Annotated in this window: 16 protein-coding genes; 13 read left to right on the plus strand and 3 right to left on the minus strand. The window is 70.4% G+C overall.

Annotation, left to right across the window (positions count from 1 at the left end; translation table 11 throughout):
• Window positions 1-6: 6 nt before the first annotated feature.
• Entirely contained in the window at window positions 7-957 is a 951-nt protein-coding gene (locus IPK24_14575; protein MBK8076749.1) for an aldo/keto reductase, read from the minus strand.
• Between the two features lie 67 nt (window positions 958-1,024).
• Here IPK24_14575 and IPK24_14580 point away from each other — a divergent pair, with 67 nt between their 5' ends.
• The 6 genes from IPK24_14580 to IPK24_14605 are packed head-to-tail and all read left to right on the plus strand — an operon-like array spanning window position 1,025 to window position 6,445.
• The gene (locus tag IPK24_14580) at window positions 1,025-2,089 is read left to right on the plus strand and encodes an LLM class F420-dependent oxidoreductase (protein MBK8076750.1); all 1,065 of its coding nucleotides are present in this window, start codon (window positions 1,025-1,027) and stop codon (window positions 2,087-2,089) included.
• The gene (locus IPK24_14585; GenBank protein ID MBK8076751.1) at window positions 2,086-2,925 is read left to right on the plus strand and encodes an undecaprenyl-diphosphate phosphatase; all 840 of its coding nucleotides are present in this window, start codon (window positions 2,086-2,088) and stop codon (window positions 2,923-2,925) included. The genes IPK24_14580 and IPK24_14585 overlap by 4 nt, the downstream gene beginning before the upstream one ends.
• A gap of 44 nt (window positions 2,926-2,969) precedes the next feature.
• Window positions 2,970-3,719 (plus strand): MSMEG_4193 family putative phosphomutase, encoded by a 750-nt coding sequence (locus IPK24_14590; GenBank protein MBK8076752.1) that lies wholly within the window; start codon window positions 2,970-2,972, stop codon window positions 3,717-3,719.
• 12 nt (window positions 3,720-3,731) lie between these two features.
• Complete coding sequence (locus IPK24_14595; protein MBK8076753.1) at window positions 3,732-4,316, plus strand: DUF3090 domain-containing protein; 585 nt, start codon at window positions 3,732-3,734, stop codon at window positions 4,314-4,316.
• Window positions 4,317-4,356: 40 nt separating this feature from the next.
• Window positions 4,357-5,151: an SCO1664 family protein gene (locus IPK24_14600; GenBank protein ID MBK8076754.1), complete on the plus strand. Its 795-nt coding sequence runs from the start codon at window positions 4,357-4,359 to the stop codon at window positions 5,149-5,151.
• 43 nt (window positions 5,152-5,194) lie between these two features.
• Window positions 5,195-6,445, plus strand: a complete 1,251-nt coding sequence (locus IPK24_14605; GenBank protein ID MBK8076755.1) for a cysteine--1-D-myo-inosityl 2-amino-2-deoxy-alpha-D-glucopyranoside ligase — start codon at window positions 5,195-5,197, stop codon at window positions 6,443-6,445.
• Window positions 6,446-6,554: 109 nt separating this feature from the next.
• Here the strand turns inward: IPK24_14605 and IPK24_14610 are convergent, their stop codons facing one another.
• Both IPK24_14610 and IPK24_14615 read right to left on the minus strand, forming a co-directional pair.
• Window positions 6,555-7,367 carry a PAC2 family protein gene (locus IPK24_14610; protein MBK8076756.1) on the minus strand — a complete coding sequence of 271 codons (813 nt, stop codon included), beginning with the start codon at window positions 7,365-7,367 and terminating at the stop codon, window positions 6,555-6,557.
• A 110-nt stretch (window positions 7,368-7,477) separates the two neighbouring features.
• Window positions 7,478-9,055, minus strand: coding sequence for an acyl CoA:acetate/3-ketoacid CoA transferase (locus IPK24_14615; GenBank protein MBK8076757.1), 1,578 nt, complete (start codon window positions 9,053-9,055; stop codon window positions 7,478-7,480).
• 282 nt (window positions 9,056-9,337) lie between these two features.
• Here IPK24_14615 and IPK24_14620 point away from each other — a divergent pair, with 282 nt between their 5' ends.
• From IPK24_14620 to IPK24_14650, 7 genes are read left to right on the plus strand one after another with little or no spacing between them, the layout of a single operon-like run.
• Window positions 9,338-10,081, plus strand: coding sequence for an ABC transporter ATP-binding protein (locus tag IPK24_14620; protein MBK8076758.1), 744 nt, complete (start codon window positions 9,338-9,340; stop codon window positions 10,079-10,081).
• A complete protein-coding gene (locus IPK24_14625; GenBank protein ID MBK8076759.1) occupies window positions 10,074-10,790 on the plus strand; it encodes an ABC transporter ATP-binding protein in 717 nt (238 codons plus the stop codon). The genes IPK24_14620 and IPK24_14625 overlap by 8 nt, the downstream gene beginning before the upstream one ends.
• Window positions 10,791-10,815: 25 nt before the next feature.
• Window positions 10,816-12,078 carry an ABC transporter substrate-binding protein gene (locus IPK24_14630; GenBank protein ID MBK8076760.1) on the plus strand — a complete coding sequence of 421 codons (1,263 nt, stop codon included), beginning with the start codon at window positions 10,816-10,818 and terminating at the stop codon, window positions 12,076-12,078.
• Between the two features lie 14 nt (window positions 12,079-12,092).
• A complete protein-coding gene (locus IPK24_14635; protein ID MBK8076761.1) occupies window positions 12,093-12,959 on the plus strand; it encodes a branched-chain amino acid ABC transporter permease in 867 nt (288 codons plus the stop codon).
• Window positions 12,959-13,906 (plus strand): branched-chain amino acid ABC transporter permease, encoded by a 948-nt coding sequence (locus tag IPK24_14640; GenBank protein ID MBK8076762.1) that lies wholly within the window; start codon window positions 12,959-12,961, stop codon window positions 13,904-13,906. Before IPK24_14635 ends, IPK24_14640 begins: the two co-directional genes overlap by 1 nt.
• 5 nt (window positions 13,907-13,911) lie before the next feature.
• Complete coding sequence (gene metH, locus IPK24_14645) at window positions 13,912-17,550, plus strand: methionine synthase (protein MBK8076763.1); 3,639 nt, start codon at window positions 13,912-13,914, stop codon at window positions 17,548-17,550.
• 42 nt (window positions 17,551-17,592) lie between these two features.
• Window positions 17,593-18,255, plus strand: a complete 663-nt coding sequence (locus tag IPK24_14650) for an HAD family hydrolase (GenBank protein MBK8076764.1) — start codon at window positions 17,593-17,595, stop codon at window positions 18,253-18,255.
• The last annotated feature ends 56 nt before the right edge of the window (window positions 18,256-18,311 follow it).

The following is an 18,311-nucleotide window of genomic DNA, read 5'->3' on the forward strand; positions in this document are numbered from 1 at the left end:
GTCGCCTCAGGCGACCGACACCTCGTCCAACGCCATCCGGATCTCGGGCGGCAACTCCAGTTCCTCGCTGGCCAACGCTGCGCGCAGCTGAGCCGCGGTGCGCGCTCCCAGCAACAGCGAGGCGATTCCCGCCCGGTCGCGCGCCCAGGCCAACGCGACCTCGAGGGGCGCTGCGCCCAACCCGTCCGCGGCGATGACCACAGCGTCGACGATCCGGCGCGAACGCGCGTCCAGGTAGGGCTCGACGAAGCCCGACAGGTGCGGTGAGGCGCCGCGGGAGTCGGCCGGCGTCCCCCCGCGGTACTTGCCGGTGAGCACACCCCGACCCAACGGCGACCAGGCCAGGACCCCGATACCCAGGGCTCGCGCTGCCGGCAGGAGCTCGCGCTCTGCCTCGCGCTGCACCAGGGAGTACTCCACCTCGGCGCCCACCAGGTCGACGGGCACGCCCAGCGCATGGCGAGCCAGGGTGTGCGCGTGGGCGGTCTGCCACCCGGTGTAGTTCGACACACCGACGTAGCGCGCCCGACCGCTCGCCACGGCCGAACTCAGCGCGGACAACGTCTCCTCCAGGGGCACGCCATCGCTCCAGCCGCGCACCAGCCACAGGTCGACATGGTCGGTGCCGAGCCGGCGTAACGAGGAATCCAGATCGGCCAGCAACGCGCGGCGCGAGGGGTCGGTACGCAATCGGCCGTCGCGGCGCGAGGCCCCGGCCTTGGTGCAGATCGCGACCTCATCGCGGGAGATCACCGACGACAACAGTTTGCCGATCAGGGCCTCCGCCGCGCCGTCCCCGTAGGACGCCGCAGTGTCCAGCAGGGTGCCGCCGGACTCGACGAACGCGACGACCTGCTCGGCCGCCTCGTGCTCGTCGGTGTCGCGGCCCCAGGTCAGCGACCCCAGACCCAACCGCGACACCCGTAGACCGCTGTGACCGACCGTGCGCTCCTCCACGATTCGCAACCTACCGTCATCGGCGTCCCACAGTGGAGACACAGGTTGCCCCGCTAGGGTCGTGACCGTGCAGCTCGGACTGAATCTCGGCTACTGGGGAGCCGGCAACGACAAGGACAACCTGGTCCTCGCCCAGGAAGCCGATCGGCTCGGGTACGCCGTCTGTTGGGCCGCGGAGGCCTACGGCTCCGACGTCCCCACGGTCTTGACCTGGGTGGCGGCGCAGACCCAGCGCATCGACGTCGGCGCCGCCGTGATGCAGATCCCGGCGCGGACCCCCGCGATGACGGCGATGACCGCCGCCACCCTGGACTCGCTCTCCGGTGGCCGGTTCCGGCTGGGCCTGGGGGTCAGCGGCCCGCAGGTCTCCGAGGGCTGGCACGGCGTCCGGTTCGACGACCCGCTCGGCCGCACCCGCGAGTACGTCGAGATCGTCCGGACGGCGCTGCGTCGCGAGAAGGTGACACACAGCGGACGCCACTACACGCTGCCGCTGCCCGATGGACCCGGTAAGGCGCTGCAGCTCACGGTGCACCCGGCCCGCGAGGCGATCCCGGTCTACCTGGCCGCGGTCGGACCCAAGAATCTGGCCCTGACCGGTGAGATCGCCGACGGCTGGCTCGGCATCTTCTTCTCACCCGAACACGGCGCGATGTCGATCGACCCGATCCGCGCGGCCCGGGTGGCCGCCGGCCGGGCGAGTGCCGAGGCGCCGCTGGCCGGTTTCGACATCGTTCCCACCGTGCCGGTGGTGCTCGGTGACGATGTCGCCGAGGCGGCGAACGCCGTCCGCCTCTACACCGCGCTCTACGTCGGCGGCATGGGCAGCCGCAAGCAGAACTTCTACAACGCGCTGGTCCGTCGGATGGGATACGAGCAGGTCGCGCAGACCGTGCAGGATCTGTACCTGGATCGCCGGCCCTTCGAGGCCGCCGAGGCGCTGCCGGTCGGACTTCTCGACGCCACCGCGCTGTTGGGAACCCGCGATCGCATCGCCGACCGGCTTCACGCCTACGCCGAAGCCGGGGTCAGCACCCTCAGCGTGGTGCCGATGGCCGGCTCGCTGCCGGATCGGCTGCAGACATTGCGCACCATGGTCGAGGCCGTCGAGCGGGCGGGACTGTCCTCGTGAGCGATCCGCTCGGCTATGTGGACGCTGTCATCCTGGGGATCGTCGAGGGACTCACCGAGTTCCTGCCCGTGTCGAGCACGGGCCACCTGACCATCGCCGAGAAGCTGCTCGGGCAGCCGGTCGACGACCCGGCGGTCACCGCCTTCACCGCGATCATCCAGTTCGGCGCCATCGTGGCGACCTTCCTGTACTTCCGGGCCGACTTCGCCCGGCTGATCGGCGCCTGGGTGCGGGGGTTGCGCTCACCCGAGCACCGCACCGACCGCGATTATCAGTTCGCCTGGTACGTGATCGCCGGTTCGACCCCGATCGTGGTCGCGGCGCTGGCCCTCAAGGACCTGATCGAGGGCCCGCTGCGCAGCCTGTGGGTGGTGGCCGGTGCGCTGATCGCCTGGAGTGCCGTGATGTACCTCGCCGAGAAGCGTGGCCGGCAGAAGTACGGCGAGGGCGATCTCACGCTGCGCCAGGTCGTGGTCATCGGGCTGGCCCAGTGCATCGCCCTGGTGCCCGGGGTGTCGCGGTCCGGCGCCACGATCAGCGCGGGCCTGCTGCAGGACGTCGATCGGGTGACGGCCACCCGGCTGTCGTTCTTCCTGGCCATCCCGGCCCTGACCGGAGCCGGGCTCTACACCCTCAAGGACATCGACACCTCGGTGGTCGGCTGGGGGCCGCTCGCGGTCGGCACCCTGGTCAGCTTCGTGGTGGCCTACGCCTCGATCGCCTGGCTGCTGCAGTTCGTGGCCAAGCACCCGATCACCGTGTTCGTCGGGTACCGCATCGTGCTCGGCGCGGCCGTGATGGTGGCGCTCGCCGCCGGCTGGCTCAGCGCCACCTGAGGCGCGCAGGTCCCGGAACGCGCCGCCGGGCTAGGCTCCTGGTCGTGCCCACGGTGCTGCTCGTTCGTCACGGCCGGACGACGGCCAACGCCTCCGGGATCCTGGCCGGCTGGACCCCCGGGGTCGGCTTGGACGAGGTGGGATCCGCCCAGGTGAGCGCGCTCGGCGTCCGGCTCGTCTCGCTGCCGCTGGCGGCGGTCGTGGCCAGCCCTTTGCAGCGCTGCCTCGAGACCGCGCAGGGGCTGCTCGACGCACGCGAACCGGGCCGTCGTCCGAGCCTGGACACCGACGAGGCACTGGGGGAGTGCCGGTATGGCGACTGGACAGGCCGCCCCCTGAAAGAGCTGGCCAAGGACCCCCTCTGGCGCGTGGTGCAGGCCCACCCCTCGGCGGCCACCTTTCCGGGGCCGGAGGGTGAGTCGATGCCCACCATGCAGCACCGCGCGGTGGCGGCGGTGCGCCGACACGACGCCGCGGTGGCGGCCGAGCACGGCGAGGAGGCCCTGTGGGTGGCGGTCTCCCACGGCGATGTCATCAAGGCGGTGCTGGCCGATGCCCTCGGTATGCATCTGGATGCCTTTCAACGGATCTCGGTCGACCCGGCATCGGTGTCGGTGATCCGCTACACCCCGCTGCGGCCGTTCGTCCTGCGCCTGAACGACAGCGGCGGTGACCTGACCGCGTTGATGCCCCGTCCGGCGCGCCGACGGCGCCCGGGTAGTGGCTCCCGAGCGAAGCGGACGACGTCCTCGGACGCCACGATCGGCGGCGAGACGGGAAGCGCCACCACCTAATAGGGTCGGGGAATGCCGCAGCTGTACGACTACGACCCCCCCGAGCGGTTCGTCGCCGGGACCGTGGGGCAGCCCGGCGCGCGCACGTTCTTCCTCCAGGCCCGCGCGGGCACCCGCCTCACCAGCGTCGCCCTCGAGAAGGCGCAGGTCTCGATCCTGGCCGAACGGGTCGACGAGTTGCTCGACGAGGTGCTGCGGCGCAGCGGGGGCAACGCCCCGGTGCCGGCCATCGCGCCGGCCGACGCCGAGGACAACGCCCCGCTGGAGGCGCCCATCGAGGAGGAGTTCCGGGTGGGCGCCATGAGCCTGGCCTGGGCGGTCGACACCCAGCGGGTGGTCATCGAGTGCTACTCCGAGGGGCTGACCCCGGAGGTCGAGGAGGATGACGACACCGAGGGTGTCCCACCGGCCCCGACGGCCGAGGGTGATGCCGAGGGCGCCATCCTGCGGGTGAGCCTCACCGGCGGCCTTGCCCGTGCCTTCGCCAAGCGCGCCCTGGCCGTCGTGGCGGCCGGGCGTCCCCCCTGTCCTTTCTGCGCCGGCCCGCTCGACGCCGAGGGGCACATCTGCCCACGCTCCAACGGCTATCGCCGCTGAGCCGGCCGTCAGTGATGCTCCGGTGACCGACGACGTGGAGGTGCTCGACGTCCTGGCCCGCGGCGAGCTGGAGATCGTGGGCCGGCTGGTCCACGCCAGCAATGCCACCCTGCTGGCGCGGTGCACCGTGGACGGCGTGAGCCGGCGATGCGTCTACAAGCCGGTGCGCGGCGAACGGCCGTTGTGGGACTTCCCGGCGCAGACGCTGGCCCGGCGGGAGGTGGCCGCCTACCGCTTGAGTGCCGCCGCGGGCTGGCACGTGGTCCCTCCGACGGTGTTGCGCGACGGACCCCACGGCCCCGGCAGTGTGCAGGCCTGGATCGAGGGTGCCGAGCCGGAGGAGATGGCCGAACCCGGTGGCGGGGTCATCGACGTGGTCGCTGCTGATGCCGTCCCGGCCGGTTGGCTGCGCGTGATCGAGGCCGAGGGCTATGACGGCTCGCCGGTGGTGCTGGCGCACGCCGACGACGCCGAGCTGCGCGCGATGGCCGTGTTCGACATCGTGACCGACAATGCCGACCGTAAGGGTGGGCACGTGATGCGCGAGGGTGACGGCCGACTGCGCGGCGTCGACCATGGTCTGACCTTCAACGTCGAGACCAAGCTGCGCACCGTGCTGTGGGGGTGGGCAGGGCGACGATTGGACCAGGACGCCCTGGAGCCGATCGCGCGACTCGAACAGGCCCTGGACGGCGAGCTCGGGGCAGAGCTGGCCGACCTGCTCTCGGTCGAGGAGGCCCGCCGCACGGTCGAGCGGCTCGAGCAGTTGCGCGAGGCGGGACGGTTCCCCCGGCCCGGAGTGCGGCGTCCGGCGATACCGTGGCCGGCGTTCTGAGCAGCGAGCGGCGTTCTCGACCTCGGCAGGTACGCTCGCCCTCGTGACCCGCTGGCCCGCCCCGCCCCTGCCCGACCTGCCCGGACAGGGCACTGCCGTTCGGCTGCACGACACCGCCACCGGCGACCTGCTCCCCGCCGCGGCCGGGCCCTCGGCCCGGATGTACGTCTGCGGGATCACGCCCTACGACGCCACGCACCTGGGGCACGCCGCGACCTACGTCGGCTTCGACCTGCTCAACCGGGCCTGGCGCGACGCCGGGCTGGACGTGAGGTACGTGCAGAACGTCACCGACGTGGACGACCCGTTGCTCGAGCGAGCGGCGGCGACCGGGGTCGACTGGCACGACCTGGCGGTGCAACAGACCCAGCTGTTCGCCGACGACATGGCGGCGCTCGCGGTGATCCCGCCGGAGCAGTATCTCGGGGTGATCGACACCCTGCCCCTGGTGGTGGATGCCGTGCAGCGGCTGATCGCCTCGGGCCACGCGTACACCGTGCCGGGCCACGGCGGCGAACCGGACGGCGACGTCTACTTCGCCATCAACGCCGACCCGCGTTTCGGCGAGGTATCCCACCTGGACGACGCCACCATGACCGCGATCTTCGCCGAACGGGGCGGCGATCCGGCTCGGCCGGGCAAGAAGCACCCGCTGGATCCGCTGCTCTGGCGCGTGGCGCGGCCCGACGAGCCGGAGTGGGACGGGCAGACCCTCGGCCGCGGCCGGCCCGGGTGGCACATCGAGTGCACCACGATCGCGCTCGAACACCTGGGCATGTCCTTCGACGTGCAGGGCGGCGGATCCGACCTGGCGTTCCCCCACCACGAGATGGGCGCCTCCCACGCCCACGCCCTGACCGGTGAGTACCCGTTCGCGAAGGTCTACGCGCACGCCGGCATGGTGGGCTACGAGGGCCACAAGATGAGCAAGTCGCGGGGCAACCTGGTGCTGGTCTCGCGGCTGCGCGCCGCGGGGGAGTCACCGGCGGCGATCCGGTTGGCCCTGCTGGCCCACCACTACCGCAGTGACTGGGAGTGGACCGACGCCGATCTGAGCGCGGCGCGGCTTCGGCTGGCCCGATGGCGCGAGGCCGTGGCCCGCCGGACCGGGGCCGATGCGGCACCGGTGCTGGCCGGCGTCCGCGCCCGGCTGGCGAACGACCTGGACGCCCCGGGGGCACTGGAGCTGGTGGACGGCTGGGCCGAGGCCACGCTGGCAGGGGCGTCGTCCTCAGCCGATGCCGGCGACCTGGTCAGCCGCACCGTCGACGCGTTGCTCGGCGTCCAGCTCTGACCATGATCGCCGTTTGATCGCAGTCTGCTCCGGCTGGAGCGGAGCAAACTGCGATCAGATGACGATCATGGGATGGGGTGGGGGGTGCCGTAGGGGGGCCGTGGTGGCCTCAGCCGCGGTTGGGCTCGTCGCCCCGGCGACGCAGGTACCGCTCGAACTCACGCGCAATCGCCTCACCACTGGCCTCGGGCAGGTCGGCGGTGTCCTTGGCATCCTCGAGCTGACGCACGTAGGCGCCGATCTCGCCGTCCTCCTCGGCCAGCTCGTCGACACCGTGCTCCCAGGCGCGAGCGTCCTCGGGCAGGTCACCCAGCGGCACCGTCAGGTCGAGTGACTCCTCGACCCGGCGCAGCAACGCCAGGGTGGCCTTGGGCGAGGGCGGCTGCCCGACGTAGTGCGGTACCGCAGCCCACAGGGACAACCCGGGAAGGCCGACCGCGGTGGCGCTGTCCTGCAGCACGCCGACGATGCCGGTCGATCCCTCGTAGGTCGAGGCCTCCACACCCAGCCGCTGCTGGATGTCGGCATGCTCACTGGTGCCGGTGACCGGGATCGGGCGGGTGTGCGGCACGTCGGCCAACAGGGCGGCCAGGGTGACCAGGGTGGTCACGCCCAACTCGTCAGCCAGACCGAGCAGTTCGCTGATGTAGGCCCGCCACCGCATCGAGGGTTCGACGCCGCGCACCAGCACCAGGTCACGCTCGGCCCCAGGGGGGCTGGCGACGTAGATGCGCGTGGTCGGCCAGGTGAGCTTGCGCCGTCCGCCCTCGATACTGACCACCGGACGGTTGACCTGGAAGTCGTGATAATGCTCCGGGTCGAACTCGGTCAGTGGCGTGGCCTGCCAGACGTTCTGCATGTGGGCCACCGCGCCGCTGGCTGCCTCACCGGCGTCGTTCCAGCCCTCGAAAGCCGCCAGCATCACGGGATCGCGCAGCGTGGGCAGCGCGCTGTCACCCTGCGCTCGCTCGCTCACGCCGTCTCCCTCCGCAGCAACCGGCCGGTCACCTACCGGCCCAGCCTACGGTCACCCTAGGCCCCGTGGTCCAGCAGGTCGTGCAGGCCCATGGGTTCATCTCGGAAGATGCGGGCGTCCATCAGACGCAGGTCCGCGGCAACCTGCGGCGCGAAATCCATCATGTCGAGCACGTCACGCTGCAGGTTCACCCCGGGCGCGATCTCGATCAGCTCCAGCCCCGTGGCCGTGGCCCGGAACACCGCCCGCTCGGTGACATAGAGCACCCGCTGTCCGGTGGCTGCGTGACGCCCGTTGAAGGTGATCTGTTCCACCCGCGGCACCAACTTGTGGTGGCGCCCCTCTCGCTCGACGGTCAAGCGCCCCTCACCGACGCTCACCTGTAGGCCGCCCGCCGTGAAGGTGCCGGTGAACACCACCGTGCGAGCGCTCTGACTGATGTTGATGAACCCACCGGCACCCGTGAGCCGGCTACCGAAGCGCGAGACGTTGACGTCGCCGTCGGAATCGAGCTGCGCCATGCCCAGCACGGCGAGATCGAGCCCGCCGCCGTCGTAGAAGTCGAACTGCTGGTTCTGATCGATCACGGCGTCCGGGTTGACCGCGGCCCCGAAGTTCAGGCCGGACGCCGGTACGCCACCGATCACCCCCGGTTCAGCGGTCAGCGTGACCAGGTCGAGCACCGACTCCTCGGCGGCCACCGCAGCCACCCCTTCGGGCATCCCGATCCCCAGGTTCACCACCCCGCCCAGCGGCAGCTCCAGAGCGGCCCGCCGAGCGACCACCTTGCGGGCGTCCAGCGGGATCGGCTCGAGCGTGCTCAGCGGAACCCGCAGCCGGTGGGCGAAGGCCGGCGAGTACGGCGTGGCATACGTCTGCGGGTGCAGTTCACGGTCGGCGATCACCACGGCGTCCACCAGGATGTGCGGGATCTTCACCAGCCGGGGGTCGAGTGTGCCGGCCTCGGCCAGCCGCTCGACCTGCACGATGACCTTGCCACCACTGTTGTGGGCGGCCATGGCCATCGCCAGCCCGTCGAGGGTGAGGGCCTCACGCTCCATGGTGATGTTGCCGTCCTCGTCGGCCGTGGTGCCGCGCAGCAGGGCGACGTCGATCGGGAACGTCTTGTAGAACAACAGCTCCTCGCCGCCGAGCGTCACCAGCTCGACGACGTCCTCGGTCGAGATGTCGTTGATCCGGCCGCCGTCGTGGCGAGGGTCGACGAAGGTGTGCAGGCCGATCCGACTGAGCGTGCCGGGCTTGCCGGCGGCGATGTCGCGGTACAGGTGGCTGATCACACCTTGCGGCAGGTTCCAGCCCTGGATCTTGCCCTGGACGGCGAGCTGCGCCACCTTCGGGATCAGGCCCCAGTGGCCGCCGATCACCCGGCGCAACAGCCCGGGGACGGCGAGCCGATTGAGCCCCCGGACGTTGCCGTCGCCCTGGCCCGCCGCGAACAGCAACGTGAGGTCGCCCGGTTCACCGGTGTCGGCAAAACGTTCGGCCAGTGCGGCTAGTAGGTGGTCCGGCGTGCCGATGCCGACGAATCCGGAGGTCGCGATGGTGTCGCCGGGTCGCACCAGCGACACGGCGTGTGCGGGCGTGGGCAGCAAGGGACGATGCACGGTCCTCATTCTGGCGGCTGGATCGCCCATCCCGCCGGGACTGCCAGGACGGATCTGCCAACGTTGTCTTTCCCACTCGCCCGAGCGGCCGTCGCCCCGAGCCCTTCACCGCAGCGGATCACCACCGGTCGGCTCGCCTCGGATCACTCCCTTGTCTTCACCGACCACGCACGATAAGAGTGGATTGTTGGCATTCAACCGTTTCAGGGTTTTTGGGGTGGGTAGTTGCTGCAGTGCCCCTTTCGGTGAAGACGAGGTGCCGTGCCGGACGACGACGCAGCCAGCGTCCCCTTGCTGCACACCGAGGGGTTGACCAAGGCGTTCCGCGGCTTCCTGGCGGTCGACCAGGTCGACCTGACGGTGAGCGAGGGCAGTATTCACGCTCTGGTCGGGCCCAACGGGGCGGGCAAGACCACCTTGTTCAACCTGCTGACCGGTTTTCTCACCCCGACCTCTGGTCGAGTGAGCTTTCGGGGTGCCGACATCACCGGGGCGCCGCCGGACCGGGTGGCGCACCTCGGCATCACCCGCTCGTTCCAGATCACCAGCCTGTTCGATCAGCTGACCCCGATCGATCACCTGGAGTTGGCGTTGCAGGGCCTGACCCGCCAGGGACTGCGGTTCTGGGTCAGCGAACGGCGCATGCACCAGGCCCGGCCGCGGGCCCTCGACCTGCTCGATCAGGTCGGGCTGGCCGACCAGGGCGAGCAGTTGGTCGGCGCCCTGGCCTACGGCCGTAAGCGGGCGCTCGAGCTCGCCCTCGCGTTGGCGCTCGAGCCCCGGCTCATGCTGCTCGACGAACCCACGGCCGGCATGGGCGTCGAGGATGTGCAGCGCACCATCGACCTGATCGGGCGGGTGGCGCACGGGCGCACCGTCGTCCTGGTCGATCACAACATGCACGTGGTGGGCAGCCTGGCCGACCGGGTCACCGTGCTGCAGCAGGGCCGGATCCTCGCCGAGGGCAGCTACGAGCAGGTCCGACGGGATCCCCGCGTGATCACGGCCTATCTCGGCGAGGTGGCCGATGAGTGAGGCCGCAGCGCTCCCGCGACTCGTCGTCCAGGGCCTGTCGGCCTGGTACGGCCAGGCCCAGGCGCTACGCGAGGTCGACCTCGACGTGGCTGCCGGCGAGGTCGTCACCCTGGTGGGCCGCAACGGCGCCGGCAAGTCGACCCTGTTGCGGGCCGTGATGGGCCTGCACCGCGAGGTGCACGGCCGCATCGTCCTCGACGGGGTGGACGTGAGCGACCGCCCGGCTCACCGACGAGCCCGCGCCGGGCTCGGCTGGGTGCCTGACGACCGTGGCATCTATGCCTCGTTGACCGTCGCCGAGAACCTGACCCTGCCCCCGCTGTCGAGCAGCGGCGGATGGCCGCTGGAGCGGGTGTACGAGACGTTCCCGGCGCTCGCCGACCGGCGGGCCGCCTGGGGCACGACGCTCTCCGGCGGTGAGCAGCAGATGCTCGCCATCGCCCGGGTGCTGCGCAGCGGCAGCCGGGTGCTGTTGCTCGACGAGCCCACCGAGGGGCTGGCCCCGGTGATCGTCGCCCGGATCGGCGACGTGCTCCGAACGGTCGCCGCCGACGGCATCGCGGTGCTGCTGGTCGAACAGAACAGCCGGTTCGCCACCACCGTCGCCGCCCGCCATTACCTGCTCGCGCAGGGGCGCCTGGTCGCCCACCTCAGCAACCACGACTTCGTGCAGCGCCGGGAGGAACTGCTCGAGCACCTCGGAATGTGACCGTCCAGCCGAAGGGACCACGCTCATGCGTCCGTCGAACCTGTTCACCACCGCCGTCGTCACCGGTGCGCTGCTCACCCTGGCTGCCTGCGGCCAGGGCGGTCCCGGCGCCTCCGCTGGGGGAGCGCTGACCGACGACAAGGTGGTGCTCGCCGTCCTCAATGACGCCTCGGGCGTCTACAAGGACCTGTCCGGGCCGAACAGCGTCGAGGCGGTCCGGATGGCCGTCGACGACTACAAGGCCGCCCACGGCGCCGACGCGGTGGCGAAGACCATCGAGGTGATCAGCGCCGACCACCAGAACAAGCCCGAGATCGCCAACACCAAGGCCCAGGAGATGTACGACCGTCAGCAGGCCGACCTCATCCTGGACGTGCCGACCTCCTCGGCCGCGCTCGCCGTGGCCAAACAGGCCGCCACCAAGAAGAAGTTGTTCATCGACATCGGCGCCGCGAGCACCGAACTGACCGGCAAGCAGTGCAACCGGTATACCTACCACTGGGCTTACGACACCTACATGCTGGCCAACGGCACCGGCACCACGGTCACCGCCAACGGCGCGAAGAAGTGGTCGATCATCTACCCGGACTACGCCTTCGGGCAGGACATGACCAAGTCCTTCACCGCCGCAGTGACCAAGGCCGGCGGCACCGTGGGGACGACGATCCCCACGCCGTTCCCGAACGACAACTTCGCCACCTTCCTGACCAAGGCGGCGGCCTCGAAGCCGGATGTCATCGGCACCATGCAGGCCGGCGGTGACCTGATCAACCTGGTCAAGCAGTACAACGAGGCGGGCCTGCGCCAGCAGGGGATCGGACTGTCGGTCGGTCTGATGTTCATCACCGACATCCACTCCCTCGGCGTCGAGCCGTTCGCCGGCACCACGTTCACCGAGGCCTGGTACTGGAACTTCGACGAGACCAACCGGGCCTGGGCCGAGAAGTTCACCGCGCGGACGAAGACCCGGCCCTCCTTCGCCCACGCGGCGAACTACTCCGCCGCCCTGCAGTACCTGGAGGCGGTGCAGGCCGCCGGTTCGGACGACGCCGAGAAGGTCATCGGGCAGCTGGACGGCAAGAAGCTCCAGGACGTCTTCCTGCGCGGCGCCACCATTCGTGCCGAGGATCACCGGGTGATCCACGACGTCTACCTCGCCCAGGTCAAGACGGCAGCCGAGGTCACCGGCGACTGGGACTACGAGAAGATCCTGTCCACCATCCCGGCCGAGAGGGCCTTCCGGCCGGTGGCGGACTCCACGGCGGCCGGCTGCACGTTGGCCGGCTGACGAGGGCGGACCAGGTGAGCGCCTTCGGGCAGTACCTCGTGCAGGGCTTGGCGGCGGGCAGCTTCTACGCGCTCGCCGCGCTGGGCCTGGCCGTGATCTTCGGCGTCCTCGGGGTGGTGAACTTCGCCCACGGCGCCTGCTACATGCTCGGCGCGGTGATCTCCGCCGTCCTGCTCGACACCCTGGGGTTGGGGTTCTGGGCCGCCTTGGTCGTGGTACCGGTGATCATGTTCGGTGCCGGGTTGGTGCTGGAGCGACTGCTGGTGCGCCGGCTGGCGCAGCTGGACCCGTTGTACAACTTCTTGCTCACCTTCGGCCTCACGGTGCTGTTGGTCGACCTGGTCAAACGTCGCTATGGCGTCTCGGGGCTGCCCTACACCCGCCCCGAGGCGCTGACCGGCCAGCTCGTCGTCGGCGGATTGAGACTGCCGATCTATCAGGTGTTCGTGTTGGGGTTCTCGCTGCTGATCTGCGCCGGGGTGTACCTGCTGCTCTCGCGCACCCGGATCGGCATGATCGTGCGGGCGGCCACCGAGCGGCCGGAACTCGCCGGCGCACTGGGGGTCGACGTCAGCCGATGGGTGAGTCCCGTGTTCGCCTTCGGCATCGCCCTGGCCGGGCTGGCGGGTGTGCTCGCCGCACCCTTCCGGGCGATCACGGCCGACATGGGGTCGAACTTCGTGATCATCCTGTTCGCGGTGGTGGTGATCGGCGGGCTGGGCTCGATCCTGGGCGCGGTGATCGCCGGATTCGGCGTCGGCGTGGTCGAGGCGATGGGGCAGGCCTACGCCCCGACCTTCGCCCAGGTGATCATCTTCGTGGTGATGGCGCTGGTGATCCTGGCCCGCCCGGCCGGGCTGCTCGGCCGTGAGGAGGCCTGATGCGCTCGCGATGGCTGATGCCGGCACTGGGCGCGGCCGCCGCCCTCGCCCTGCCGTGGGTGATCTACCCGCCGGTGGCGTTGGACATCGTCAGCTGGGCGTTGTTCGCCATGGCCGTCGACCTCCTGCTCGGGTACGGCGGGCTGCTCTCGTTCGGGCACGCCGCCTTCTGGGGCTCGTCGGCGTACGCCACCGGGCTGGTGGCGATCCACATCGGCCTGCCGTTCCCGCTGGCGGTCCTGGCCGGATCGATCGTGGCCATGCTGCTCGCCATCCCGATCGGGTACCTGTCGGTGCGCCGGACCGGGATCTACTTCGCCATGGTCACGCTGGCCTTCGCACAGTTGATCTACTTCGGGGCCAACCAGTGGCGCGACCTGACCGGCGGCGAGAACGGGCTGCAGTCGGTGCCGCGCTCGGCGTTCGGCCTGGCGGCGATCGAGTCCGACGCGTTCTGGTTCTACTACGCGGCCCTGCCCCTGGTGCTGGCCGGGATGGCGGCGGCCTGGCGCATCGTGCACTCGCCGTTCGGCCGGGTCCTGGTGGCGATCCGGGACAATCCGGCACGGGCGCGAGTGCTCGGCTACGACGTCGAACGCTACAAGCTCATGGCGTTCGTGCAGTCCGCCGGCTTGTCCGGCATCGCCGGTGGGGTGTTCGCGATCAGCCACGGCTTCGCCTCGCTGCAGGAGCTGTACTGGACGACGTCCGGCAAAGTGGTGCTGATCACCGTGCTCGGGGGCATCGGCACGTTGTGGGGCGGGGTGGTCGGTGCAGCCTTGGTGGTGTTGCTCGAGGATCAGCTGGTCACCAGCGGGTTCAACGGCATCGGCATCATCACCGGCGCGGTGTTCATCCTCGTGGTCTTGGCCTTCCGGCGCGGGATCTGGGGAACGGCGCAGCAGTGGGCTCGCGGGCGGGGTGTTCGCTCTTCCCTCGTAGACTGACCGTGATGAGCGAGCGCTCCGTACCTGACCAGTCCCTGTCCGCCCCCGTGGCCGCCCCCGTGGCTGCCCCCCTGCCCACCAGCCGGCCCGGTTTCCGCCAGGCCTTCGGTGATCGCGTGCTGATCGCCGACGGCGCGATGGGCACCATGCTGCAGGCAGCCAACCCGTCCCTGGCGGACTTCCAGGGACTCGAGGGCTGCAACGAGATCCTCAACGTGACCCGCCCGGACATCGTCCGCTCGGTGCACGAGGCCTACCTCGAGGTCGGCGTGGACTGCGTCGAGACCAATACCTTCGGCACCAACCTGCCCAACCTCGCCGAGTACGACATCGCCGATCGCATCACGGAGTTGTCGGCGGCCGGGGCGCGCCTCGCGCGGGAGGCCGCCGATGCCTACTCGACACCGCAACACCGCCGCTGGGTGCTCGGCTCGATCGGCCCGGGCACCAAACTGCCCTCGCTGGGGCACGCGCCGTTCGCCGACCTGCGCGATGCCTACCAGGCCTCGTGTCTGGGGCTCATCGACGGTGGCGCCGACGCGTTGCTGATCGAGACCAGCCAGGATCTGTTGCAGGCCAAGGCCGCGGTCATCGGCGCCCAACGTGCCCTGACGGCGACCGGTGCCGACCTGCCGATCCTGGTGCAGGTCACCGTCGAGACCACGGGCACCATGCTGGTCGGCAGCGAGATCGGCGCGGCGTTGACCGCCCTGGATGCCCTCGGCATCGACGCGATCGGCCTGAACTGTGCCACCGGGCCGACCGAGATGAGTGAACACCTGCGGCACCTGGCACGGCACTCGCGTATCCCGGTGACCTGCATGCCGAACGCCGGTCTGCCCGAACTGACCCGCAACGGCGCGCACTACCCGCTCACCCCCGAGCAGCTCGCCGACGCCCACGAGGTGTTCACCCGCGACTTCGGTCTGGCGTTGGTGGGTGGGTGCTGCGGCACGACACCCGAGCATCTGCGTCACGTCGTCGAGCGCGTCGGTGGCCGGGACGTGGTGGCGCGGCGGCCGCACCCCGAGGCCGGGGTGGCGAGCATCTACCAGCACGTGCCCTTCCGACAGGAGACCGCCTACCTGTCGATCGGCGAACGCACGAACGCCAACGGTTCCAAGGCATTTCGTGAGGCGATGCTCGCGCAGCGATGGGACGAGTGCGTCGACATCGCCCGCTCCCAGACCCGCGACGGCGCGCACCTGCTCGACGTGTGCGTCGACTACGTGGGCCGAGACGGGGTCGCCGACGCGCAGGCGGTGGTGAGTCGGCTGGCGACCGCCTCGACCCTTCCGCTGGTACTCGACTCGACCGAACCCGCTGTGCTGCAAGCCGGTTTGGAGCTGGTCTGCGGGCGCGCCGTGGTCAACTCGGTCAACTTCGAGGACGGCGACGGTCCCACCAGCCGGTTCGGTCGCATCATGCCCTTGGTGCGTGAGCACGGCGCCGCGGTCGTCGCCCTGACCATCGACGAGACCGGCCAGGCCCGTAGCGTCGAGCACAAGGTGGCGGTCGCCGTCCGGTTGATCGAAACCCTCACCGGGGCAACGACGTCGGGTGGCTGGGGCATGCGCACCGGCGACATCCTGATGGACTGTCTGACCTTCCCGATCGCCACCGGGCAGGAAGAGACCCGAGGCGACGGGGTCGCCACCATCGAGGCGATCCGCCAGGTGAAGGCGCTCTATCCCGAGGTGCAGACCACGCTCGGCGTCTCGAACATCTCCTTCGGGCTCAACCCCGCCGCGCGGGTGGTGCTGAACTCGGTGTTCCTGCACGAGGCCATCGAGGCCGGGCTCGACTCGGCGATCGTGCACACCGCACGCATCCTGCCGATGTCACGTATCCCCGACGACCAGCTCAGGGTCGCCCGCGAACTCGTCTACGACCAGCGGCGTTACGACGCGTCGGGGGCGTTGGTCTACGACCCACTGGCGCGGTTCCTGGAGCTGTTCGAGGGCGTGGACGCCGCGTCCGTGCGGGCCGACCGAGCCGCCGAACTGATGGCCCTGCCGCTGGGGGAGCGGCTGGCGCGACGGATCATCGACGGTGAGTCCAAGGGGCTGACCGACGACCTGGACGCCGCGTTGGCCCAGGGATGGGCCGCGCTCGACATCATCAACGACCACCTGCTGGACGGTATGCGCACCGTCGGCGACCTCTTCGGCCGCGGCGAGATGCAGCTGCCGTTCGTGCTCACCTCGGCCGAGGTGATGAAGACGGCGGTGGCCCACCTCGAACCCCACATCCCCGCCGAGGACTCGGTCGGGCCCGGTGGCAAGGGCACCATCGTGCTGGCCACGGTCAAGGGCGATGTCCACGACATCGGCAAGAACCTGGTCGACATCATTTTGTCCAACAACGGGTATCGGGTCGTGAACATCGGCATCAAGCAGCCGATCTCCGAGATCCTGCGGGCCGCCGAGGAGGCCGACGCCGACGTGATCGGCATGTCCGGGCTACTGGTCAAGTCGACCGTGGTGATGAAGGAGAACCTCGAGGAGATCAACTCCCGGGGCACCGCGGCGCGCTGGCCGGTCCTGCTCGGCGGCGCAGCCCTGACCCGGGCCTATGTCGAGAACGACCTGGCCGAGGTGTACGCCGGTGAGGTGCGGTATGCCCGCGATGCCTTCGAGGGGTTGCGCCTGATGGACGCCCTGGTCGCCGTGCGCCGTGGGGTCCCCGGGGCGGAGCTGCCGGCGCTGCGGCCCCGGCGGGTGCGCGCGTCGTCCAACCCGGCACCGGACGCGCCCGCGCTCGATGACCAGACCCCCTCCGACGTCGCGCGTGGCCTCGACGTGCCGACGCCACCGTTCTGGGGTGAGCGGATCGTCAAGGGCATCGCGCTGGCCGAGTACGCGGCCTATCTCGACGAGCGCGCCACCTTCGTCGGGCAGTGGGGGCTGAAGGGCTCGCGCGGTGGATCCGGGCCGAGCTACGAGGAGCTGGTCGAGACCGAGGGCCGCCCGCGGCTGCGGATGTGGCTGGAGCGGGTCGCCACCGACGGACTGCTCGAGGCGGCCGTCGTGTACGGCTACTACCCGTGTGTGTCCGAGGGCAACGACCTGGTGGTGCTGCACCACGCCGGTGGTGACGGCATCGAGGCCAGTGGGGGAGAACCCGGTACCGAGCGGGCGCGGTTCACCTTCCCGCGGCAGCGCCGCGACCGACGGCTGTGCCTGGCCGACTTCTTCCGCTCGCGCGAGGAGGCCGACCGGTTGGGCGGGCCGGATGTGATCGCCTTCCAGCTGGTGACGATGGGCTCGCGAGTGGCCGAGGCGACCGCAGACCTGTTCGCGGCCAACGCCTATCGCGAGTACCTCGAGTTGCACGGACTGTCGGTGCAACTCACCGAGGCACTCGCCGAGTACTGGCACTCCCGGGTTCGCAGCGAACTGGGGTTGGGCGAGCAGGACGACGCCGAGTTGGCCGGCATCCTGCGGCAGGGCTACCGCGGATCGCGGTACTCCTTCGGCTACCCGGCCTGTCCGGATCTGGAGGACCGAACCACGATGGTCGCGCTGCTGCGGCCGGAGCGGATCGGGGTCAAGCTCTCGGAAGAGCTGCAGTTGCACCCGGAGCAGTCGACCGACGCGCTCGTGGTGCACCACCCGGAGGCGAAGTACTTCAATGCCACGTGATGCGCTGCGAGGCATCTCGCGCCGTTCCCATAACCGGCCGTTATGAGTGATCTGCTGCCGGCTGCCGTGCTGTGGGACATGGACGGCACTCTGGTCGACACCGAGCCCTACTGGATCGCCTGCGAGTACGCGCTGGTGGCCGCACATGGCGGGGTCTGGTCCGACGATCATGCGCATGCCCTGGTGGGCAACGACCTGCTGGTCTCGGCGCGGTACATCGCCGACCACGGTCCGGTACCGCTGCCGCCGGAACAGATCGTCGAGATCCTGCTGGACGGCGTGGTCGAGCGGGTGCTGGGCCACGTGCCGTGGCGTCCGGGGGCGCGGGAGTTGTTGTCGGCGCTGACCACGGAGGGCATCCCGAGCGCTCTGGTGACCATGTCCTGGACGCGGCTCGCCGATGCCGTTCTCGCCAGTCTGCCGCCGGACACCTTCGCCACCGTGGTCACAGGTGACCAGGTGCATCGCGGAAAACCGCATCCCGAGCCCTACCAGCTCGCTGCTCGCCGGCTCGCGCTGGCACCGGCGGAGTGTGTGGCCATCGAGGACAGCCCGACCGGGATCGCCTCCGCGGCCGCGGCCGGCGTGCCCGTGATCGGCGTACAGCACCTGGTGCCGCTGGCCGGGCGGACCACCGGCCCGATCCTCACCACCCTCGAAGGGGTCACCCCACTCGATCTGATGGCACTGCTGCGCACCAGCTGATCCGTCCGGAGTCAGCACCGCGGGGATCACGACTCGGGCATTCCTGCCTCGGCAGC

It is taken from the genome of Kineosporiaceae bacterium (assembly GCA_016713225.1).
GTDB lineage: Bacteria > Actinomycetota > Actinomycetes > Actinomycetales > Kineosporiaceae > JADJPO01.